Source organism: Thermomicrobiales bacterium (genome assembly GCA_023954495.1).
GTDB lineage: Bacteria > Chloroflexota > Chloroflexia > Thermomicrobiales > CFX8 > JAMLIA01.
The window spans coordinates 1-2,858 of record JAMLIA010000149.1; the positions used below are offsets into that span (position 1 = coordinate 1).

The following is a 2,858-nucleotide window of genomic DNA, read 5'->3' on the forward strand; positions in this document are numbered from 1 at the left end:
GGTCGTACGTCGCCACCTTCGGTGACGGGACAAGCGCGCGGTCTTCGCCGTCAAACGGTTCTTCACGCCCGCCATTGAAGAAGTAGGTGACGTGCGCGTACTTCTCCGTCTCGGCAACGTGGAGCTGATGCTCGCCTGCCTCCGACACGACCCGCGCGATCGGAGCCTTCACCTCGATTGCCGGAAACGCTACCGCCGCATCGAGATAATCTGCGTATTCGGTCATGGCAACGAAGTCCAGATTGGCCGGTCGGGCATCGAACTGGACATCTTCGATCGGCGGACCAATGAGCGCCTGCGTCAGTTGGCGCGCACGATCGGCCCGGAAGTTGAAGAAGACGACCGAGTCTGACTCACCGATAACTATGGGGGCATCATCATCCCCGCGGATCGAAATCGGCTCGATGAATTCATCGGTCACTCCGGCAGCGTAGCTCTCGGAGACAGCGGCGATCGGATCGTGGCTCACCTGCCCAGTCCCGTGCACTAGAAGGTTGTACGCCTTGCGTGTACGTTCCCAGCGCCGGTCGCGATCCATTGCGAAGTAGCGTCCAATAACTGACGCGACGGCGCCCACGCCATGATGCGCAATCATCGATTGCACGTTCAGCAGATACTCGGCTCCGCCGGTCGGTGACGTGTCTCGACCATCGAGGATAGCGTGGATCGCTACGCGCGCCGCGCCTCGCTCAACCGCCATGCGTAGCAGCGCATCCAGATGACGGACGTGAGAATGCACACCGCCGTCGGACACGAGCCCAATGAGGTGGAGTGTCCGGGTGCCATCGTTCGTGCGGTCGATGGCGTGGGCCAGTGCCGGATTCTCGAAGAACGATCCATCCTCGATCGCCAGATCGATGCGGGTGATCGACTGATACACGACAAACCCGGCGCCCAGGTTGAGGTGTCCTACTTCGGAGTTCCCCATCTGACCATCCGGCAGGCCGACATCGCGACCGGATGTGTGCAGGGTCGTATGTGGGTGGGTCGACCAGAGACGGTCGAATACCGGCGTTTCGGCGAGGTCAATCGCGTTCCCCGGCCCGGCAGGGGCAAGGCCCCAACCATCAAGAATCACGAGTGCCACAGGCTGACGATTCTGGCCGTCTGTCATTCCAGATCCAACATCCCTTCACCGACAGCGTGCCCTGTTTGCGTCCGTCGGAGCTTCATCTCCAGTCGTCGCAACCGATGCTCGAATGCTGCGACCATTTCCAGATCACCGCCGAGTGCCGCACCGTCCGCACCACGCTGGGCGATCGCCAATGCGCGCTCATGATCGCGCTCACGATGCTCCAGGTGTTTCGAGAGCTCTTCAGCCGCCAGCAATCGAATGTCACGGCTCGGATCAGAGAGCGCATTCTCCCAGATCGCACACGCGGTCGCGTAGTTGCGCTGGCGCTTGAGCGTAACCGTCACCTCACGGAGCGCCCGTAGCCGCAGTGCGGTTGGGACCGACAGCGTGCTCCAGCAGTCGCTCAATTCATCGAACGCCTCGGGCGACCCAATCGTGCGCCAGCGATGCAGCGCGACTGCCACGCGGTCTACTGCATCGGTCGGCTGGTCCAGCCCTGCCTCGTAGGACTGCACAACTGCCATCAGCCGCGCCAGCGTCACAATATCGGTGCGGTTGTGCTCGAAGACAGCGTCAAGCGACGCGACATCCCGCGACTGCAGGTAATCGAAATACATCTGCGGGATCATCCAACCGGGGGCATCCAGCCCACGCGAGACGCCGAGCACCATGCGCTCGATCGTACCCAACGAGCAATTCGGCAGGCGATGCTTCCAGATTGCGCGCGCCGGCGAAAGGAGATCAAAATGAGTGCCCAACTCTGGGAATGACTGGGCGTGCATCCGATAGCGTGTGTCGAGTAGCGGAACATCAAAGGTGCGCCCGTTGTAGGTGACCAGTCCGTCCGCTCCCGTCAGCGCCTCCGACAGACCGGCAAGAAGCGCCCGCTCGTCGCCGGGATGACGCAGGAAGAACTGGCGCAGCAGGAAATCCCGCCCAACGAACCGCCCGATGCCCACAAGGAAGACATAGGTACCAGTTCCGCCGGATAAGCCGGTGGTTTCCGTATCAAGGAAGATCAGGCGACGCGGATCGTGGTAGCGGTGGTTGTTCGTTGCCGCGGCTGCGAAGAATCGCTCGTGGGCTGCCACAATGGGCTGCCCGCCAACGACACGCTCGATTACTGCGCACGGTCCTGCCGGTGTTGAAAGCAGGCGTGCTTCAGCGGGCAGGGGCCATTCGTCCTGCACCGCGCGCTGCGGACGCACCGCATCGCGTTGCAGCGCTCCGAATCGTTCGCGAAACGACCTCTCGCTCATCCGGATAACCCGTCCGTACTCATGCTGGACATTGTAGGCGGCTCGTCGAGGTTTGACACTCCAATTTGTGCAAGCCTAGAATCCTGTCAGGACAGGGAGAACGGGCCGCGCCGCTGCTTGGCCGGCCAATCGTTTGAAGGAACGCGAGGAGAGTCGACCGCTATGGCCTATCAGGTGACGCTCATTCCCGGTGACGGTATCGGGCCCGAGGTTTCAACCGCCACGCGGCGCGTTCTCGAAGCGACCGGCATCGCCTTCGAGTGGGACGTCCAGGAAGCTGGCATGACAGCGCTCGAGAAGGTTGGCGATGTCCTTCCTGAGACAGTCCTCGATTCCATCCGCAAGAATTCGATCGCGATCAAGGGTCCGTTGACAACACCACTCGGCGGCGGCTTCCGGAGCGTGAACGTTGGCCTGCGCCACGCGCTCCAGCTCTATGCCAACCTGCGCCCGGCACGGACGTACGAAGGCGTCCGGTCGATGTTCACAAATATCGATCTCGTCGTCGTCCGCGAGAACATGGA

Annotated in this window: 3 protein-coding genes; 1 reads left to right on the forward strand and 2 read right to left on the reverse strand. The window is 62.0% G+C overall.

Going from position 1 to position 2,858, the window contains the following annotated elements; genetic code table 11:
* On the reverse strand, positions 1 to 1,114 hold a 1,114-nt coding region (gene gpmI, locus M9890_15720), incomplete at its 3' end, for a 2,3-bisphosphoglycerate-independent phosphoglycerate mutase (protein ID MCO5178403.1).
* On the reverse strand, positions 1,111 to 2,334 hold the full coding sequence (locus M9890_15725) for a ribonuclease H-like domain-containing protein (protein MCO5178404.1): 1,224 nt from the start codon (positions 2,332 to 2,334) through the stop codon (positions 1,111 to 1,113). The genes gpmI and M9890_15725, both read right to left, overlap by 4 nt.
* Positions 2,335 to 2,496: 162 nt before the next feature.
* On the opposite strand from M9890_15725, the gene M9890_15730 reads away from it, so the two are divergent.
* Positions 2,497 to 2,858 (forward strand): isocitrate/isopropylmalate family dehydrogenase (locus M9890_15730; protein MCO5178405.1); only part of this gene is annotated, 362 nt, incomplete at its 3' end.

What these genes read in the sequence shown, in the direction of transcription:
- M9890_15725 (MCO5178404.1), bottom strand. Translation starts at nt 2,334, where the DNA reads ATGAGCGAGAGGTCGTTTCGCGAACGATTCGGAGCGCTGCAACGCGAT.